Origin of the sequence: Hydrogenophaga sp. (assembly GCF_041633695.1) — a bacterium.
GTDB lineage: Bacteria > Pseudomonadota > Gammaproteobacteria > Burkholderiales > Burkholderiaceae_C > Hydrogenophaga.
Window position 1 is genome coordinate 1 of sequence record NZ_JBFJMY010000303.1, and the last position, 5217, is coordinate 5217.

Annotated in this window: 4 protein-coding genes and 1 pseudogene; 3 read left to right on the forward strand and 2 right to left on the reverse strand. The window is 63.6% G+C overall.

Features of this window, described 5'->3' with window-relative positions:
• Together ABYB95_RS16515 and ABYB95_RS16520 are read right to left on the reverse strand one after the other, a co-directional pair.
• Window positions 1-327: pseudogene (locus tag ABYB95_RS16515) on the reverse strand (hypothetical protein); the annotation flags it as partial.
• Between the two features lie 42 nt (window positions 328-369).
• Complete coding sequence (locus tag ABYB95_RS16520) at window positions 370-1110, reverse strand: Crp/Fnr family transcriptional regulator (protein ID WP_372659649.1); 741 nt, start codon at window positions 1108-1110, stop codon at window positions 370-372.
• A gap of 314 nt (window positions 1111-1424) precedes the next feature.
• Here ABYB95_RS16520 and ABYB95_RS16525 point away from each other — a divergent pair, with 314 nt between their 5' ends.
• From ABYB95_RS16525 to ABYB95_RS16535, 3 genes are all read left to right on the forward strand, one after another.
• On the forward strand, window positions 1425-3371 hold the full coding sequence (locus ABYB95_RS16525; protein WP_372659650.1) for a long-chain fatty acid--CoA ligase: 1947 nt from the start codon (window positions 1425-1427) through the stop codon (window positions 3369-3371).
• Window positions 3372-3486: 115 nt separating this feature from the next.
• Window positions 3487-4272 carry an ABC transporter ATP-binding protein gene (locus ABYB95_RS16530; RefSeq protein WP_372659651.1) on the forward strand — a complete coding sequence of 262 codons (786 nt, stop codon included), beginning with the start codon at window positions 3487-3489 and terminating at the stop codon, window positions 4270-4272.
• A gap of 121 nt (window positions 4273-4393) precedes the next feature.
• Window positions 4394-5217 (forward strand): branched-chain amino acid ABC transporter permease (locus tag ABYB95_RS16535; protein WP_372659652.1); only part of this gene is annotated, 824 nt, incomplete at its 3' end.

The following is a 5217-nucleotide window of genomic DNA, read 5'->3' on the forward strand; positions in this document are numbered from 1 at the left end:
GCGGCGAGCGTCGCCACGTGGTTCGCCGCGTGGCCCACCAGATGAACCGGGCGGGCCAGAGCGCGGGCGGTCTGCGGCTGGCCGGTCGGCACCGAAACGGGGCCGCTCGGCACGGTCGCCATCGCCCCGGCTGGGGCCTGCGCGGTCGGCGCCGGGGCCGCCCGGGCGTTCGCGCGGCGGCTTGGGTGCGGAGGCCGAAACGCTTTTGGCGCGGGCCGGGCCGGGCGGACGCACCGGGTTGCGGCGCGGGGCAAATGGATCGCTGGGTTTCGTCTTGGCAGCGCCCGGGTTGAGCTTGAGGGTGCGGGCGGGTTTTTCGGTGGTCATGCAGGGATCATCCCAGATTGGTGTGGTGGGGCCGTTGTGGTGTCAAACGGGCTCTTCGGCCAGCTGCCCACTGCGCAGCGCGGCCAGGTCCAGCACCCGCAGCCCGCCGTACTCCACACGTATCCATCCCTTAGCCGACAAGGTGGACAGCGCTTCGTTGACCCGCTGGCGCGACAGGCCCACGAGATAGGCCAACTCCTGCTGGGTGATGCGCAGAATGCCGCCGACGTTGGGGTACAGCAAGGGGTGGAACAAAGAGGCCAGATTGCGCGCCACGCGCAGATCGGGGTTGTTGAGGCGGTCGATCTCGCGCGCCGCGATGAATTGGCCCAGTCGTTCGTTGAGCTGGTGCATGACGAAGCGGTTGAAGCCCAGGGAATGGTCCAGCAACCAGTCGAAGGTGGCCACCGGAATGCCGGCCACCCGACTCTTGCGCAAAGCCTGTATGTTGTAGCGGTATTGCTCGTGCTTGAGCACCGTGCCCTCGCCAAACCAGCCGCCCGGCGCCACGCCGGTGAAGGTGATGGTCGGGCCCACGGAATCGTCGTTGTTCATCTTGAGCAGGCCGTCCACCAGGCCAAACCAGTAGGTCACCGGGCGACCGATGCGGCAGATGTAGTCGCCGGGCTGCGCCTCGGTGAGGATCAAGGCGGCTTCGGCGCGCTCGCGCTCGGGCGCGTTCAGATGCAACAACCAGGGCACCTCGGCCAATTCTTCGGTCGTGAGCGCCCGGGCCCGGGCGTGCAAGCTGGTGCCGGCGTGCGTAGGTGACGGGTAGGACATGGTGGACAGGCAGCGTGCGAAAAATGGAAGCGGACCCAGGGCGGACGTGTGCACCCCGGTCTGCACCAGACAGATCTGGGTCCCTGCTCGCCCCATTCCAGCGCGGCTCATGTCCAGCCGCGACCGGGACCGCAGCCAGAACACCACCCCTAGGGAAAGTCCTAGCAGGGTACACCCTCCAATTGTCGTCGTACTGACAACATAACGTCAAATGAAGACCTAACATCGGTTCCAGAATGATTCGACGGGGCTTGGGTGCCACCCGGTGAGCACACCGACGCAAAACCCAGCCCCGCGGGCAGCAGGAGACACTCATGCAGACGACATTTCCCCAGCTTTTGCTGGAACACGCCAAGAGCCGCCCCGATGCGGCGGCGATGCGCGAAAAGGAATACGGCATCTGGCAGACCACCACCTGGGCCGCCATGGCCCGGCTGGTGGAGCACCTGGCCTGCGGCCTGCACCAGGCCGGCTTGCGGCGTGGTGAGCACATGGTGGTGATCGGCGCCAACCGGCCCCGCCTCTACGCCACCATGCTCGCGGCCCAGTCGCTGGGCGCCATTCCGGTGCCGCTGTACCAAGACGCCGTGGGTGGCGAATGCGTGTTCCCCATCAACAACGCCGATGTGCGCTTTGCGGTGGTGGAAGACCAGGAGCAGGTTGACAAGATGCTCGACATCCGCGCGGAATGCCCGCAGCTCAGCCACATCTATTTCGACGATCCACGCGGCCTGCGCAAGTACGACGAGCCGGGCTTGAGCGCCATGGCTGAGCTGATCGCAGCGGGCCAGGCGTTTGCCCAGCTCCACCCCCAGTTGTTTCGCGAGCAAGTCGCGCTGTGCCAGCCCGGCGACGTGGCCGCCATGTTCTTCACCTCTGGCACCACGGGCAAGCCCAAGGGCGTGGTGCACACCCACAACACGCTGATCGACCGCGGCGCCGTGGGCGCGAAGTTCGACAAGCTGACCCCCAACGACGAGGTGCTGGCCTACCTGCCACCGGCCTGGATCGGGCAGAACATCTTCTCTTACGCGCAGTGGCTGGTGGCGGGCTATGTGGTGAACTGCCCCGAATCGAGCGCGACGGTCTCGATCGACCTGAACGAAGTGGGGCCCACCTATTACTTTGCGCCGCCCCGGGTGTTTGAAGGCCTGCTGACCACGGTGATGATCCGCATGGAAGACGCCGGCTGGATCAAGCGCAAGATGTTCCAGTACTTCATGGGCGTGGCCCAGCGCGTGGGCCCGACCCGCATGGACGGCAAACCTCTGAGCATGCTGGATTCGGTGCTGTACGCGCTGGGCAATGTGCTGGTCTACGGTCCGCTGCGCAACACCCTGGGCTTCAACCGGGTGCGCGTGGCCTACACCGCAGGCGAGGCGATTGGGCCCGATCTGTTTTCGTTCTACCGCTCCATCGGCATCAACCTCAAGCAGCTCTACGGCTCGACCGAGACCGCCGTTTTCGTCTGCCTGCAACCCGACACGCAAGCGCGGGCCGATACCGTGGGCGTGCCTTGCGAGGGGGTGGAAATCAAGCTGTCGGAGAGCGGTGAAATCCTGGTGAAGTCGCCCGGCTTGCTCAAGGAGTATTACAAGAACCCCGAGGCCACGGCCGAGGTGCTCACCGCCGACGGCTGGTACCACACCAGCGACGCCGGTTTCATCGACGCTTCGGGCCACTTGAAGATCATCGACCGCGTGAAAGACGTGGGCCGCATCAAGGGTGGCGCCTTCGACGCCGCCATGTTCGCGCCCAAGTATGTGGAGAACAAGCTCAAGTTCTTCGCCTACATCAAAGAGGCGGTGGCCTACGGCGACCAGCGCGAAAAGGTCTGCGTGATGCTCAACATCGACATGGAAGCGGTGGGCAACTGGGCCGAGCGCCGCAACCTGCCCTACGCAGGTTACACCGATCTGGCGCAAAAGCCCGAGGTCTATGACCTGATACGCGACTGCGTGGAAAAAGTGAACGCCGACCTGAGCCGCGACGAATTGCTGGCGGGCAGCCAGATCAGCCGCTTCCTGGTGCTGCACAAAGAGCTCGATGCCGACGACGGCGAGCTCACCCGCACCAACAAGGTCCGCCGCGGCTTCATTGCCGAGAAATACGAGGTGCTGGTGGATGCGCTCTACAGCGACAAGACCGAGCAATACATCGAAACCCAGGTGAAGTTCGAAGATGGTCGCACCGGCAGCGTGAGCGCCACGCTGCGGGTGGACAACGCCAAGATCTTTGCCCCGGTGAAGGCGGCGGCATGAACCCACACACGGTTGCGGCCGAGCGCATCCACGCTCGCGCGGTCGACATCGCACAAGCCATTCCATGCTTCGACCAGCTCGGGACGAGCGGACTCTTTTCCGAACAGACGTTTGTATGAGCACCAAAAAAATCGGCGACGTCATTCTTGACGTGCAAAACATCAGTCTGCGCTTCGGTGGCGTCAACGCCCTGACCGACATCTCCTTCAATGTGAAGGAGCACGAGGTGCGCGCCATCATCGGCCCCAACGGCGCCGGCAAGAGCTCCATGCTCAACTGCATCAATGGTGTCTACGCGCCGCAGGAAGGCACGATCAGTTTTCGCGGCAAGACCTTCAAGCACATGAGCAGCCGGCAGGTGGCGGAGATGGGCATTGGCCGCACCTTCCAGAACCTGGCGCTGTTCAAGGGCATGAGCGTGATCGACAACATCATGACCGGGCGCAACCTGCACATCAAAAGCAATCTGTTCCTGCAAGCCTTGCGCATAGGACCGGCGCAGCGCGAAGAAGAACAACACCGCGAATACGTCGAGCACCTGATCGACTTCCTAGAGATCCAGGCCTTTCGCAAAACGCCGGTGGGTCAGCTGCCCTACGGCCTGCAAAAGCGGGTCGACCTGGGCCGGGCGCTGGCGATGGAGCCTCAAGTGCTGCTGCTCGACGAACCCATGGCCGGCATGAACCTGGAAGAAAAGCAGGACATGAGCCGCTTCATCCTGGACGTGAACGACGAGTTCGGCACCACCATCGTGCTGATCGAACACGACATGAGTGTGGTGATGGACATCTCGGACCGTGTGGTCGTGCTCGACTACGGCAAAAAGATCGGCGACGGCACGCCAGAAGAAGTGCGCAACAACGAAGAAGTCATCAGCGCCTATCTAGGCACTTCACATTGATATGGGCCCACAAATGATCACCAATCCCACCGTTCGGGCTGAGCCTGTCAAAGCCCATCACACCACTTCCGCGCGAGCCCAACGACCGGCTCAGGGCGAACGGAACTAGGGCGAACCCACCATGGCTTTCTTTATTGAAACTCTCATCGGCGGCCTCATGGCCGGCATGCTGTATTCGCTGGTGGCGCTCGGCTTTGTGCTGATCTACAAGGCCTCTGGCGTCTTCAACTTCGCGCAAGGCGCCATGGTGCTGTTCGCGGCACTGGCCATGGCCCGCTTTTCGGAATGGATTCCGCACTGGCTGGGCATGGACAACAAGTTCCTGGGCAATGTGGTGGCCTTCGTGCTGGCCGGCGCGGCCATGTTTGTACTGGCCTGGCTGGTGGAACGGCTGGTGCTGCGCCACCTGGTGAACCAGGAGGGCGTGACCTTGCTCATGGCCACGCTGGGTATCTCGTACTTTCTGGACGGTCTGGGCCAGACCCTTTTTGGCAGCAACATTTACCAGATCGATGTGGGCATGCCCAAAGACCCGGTATTCCTGCTCGACAGCGTGTTCGAGGGCGGCATTCTGGTGAACCAGGAGGACGTGATCGCGGCCCTGGTGGCCGCAGCCCTGGTCGGCGCGCTCTCGCTGTTCTTCCAGAAGACCAGCACCGGCCGCGCCCTGCGCGCGGTGGCCGACGACCACCAGGCCGCGCAGTCCATCGGTATTCCGCTCAACCGCATCTGGGTCATCGTCTGGTGCGTGGCCGGTATCACGGCCCTGGTGGCCGGCGTGATCTGGGGCTCCAAGCTGGGTGTGCAGTTTTCGCTCACCACCGTGGCCTTGCGCGCCCTGCCCGTGATCATTTTGGGCGGTCTCACCTCGGTACCCGGCGCCATCATCGGCGGCCTGATCATCGGCGTGGGTGAAAAGCTCTCCGAGGTCTACCTTGGCCCCTA

Excerpts from the sequence above, each read along its gene's own strand:
- ABYB95_RS16520 (WP_372659649.1), bottom strand. The coding sequence starts at position 1,110 with ATGTCCTACCCGTCACCTACGCACGCCGGCACCAGCTTGCACGCCCGG.
- ABYB95_RS16525 (WP_372659650.1), top strand. The coding sequence starts at position 1,425 with ATGCAGACGACATTTCCCCAGCTTTTGCTGGAACACGCCAAGAGCCGC.
- ABYB95_RS16530 (WP_372659651.1), top strand. The coding sequence starts at position 3,487 with ATGAGCACCAAAAAAATCGGCGACGTCATTCTTGACGTGCAAAACATC.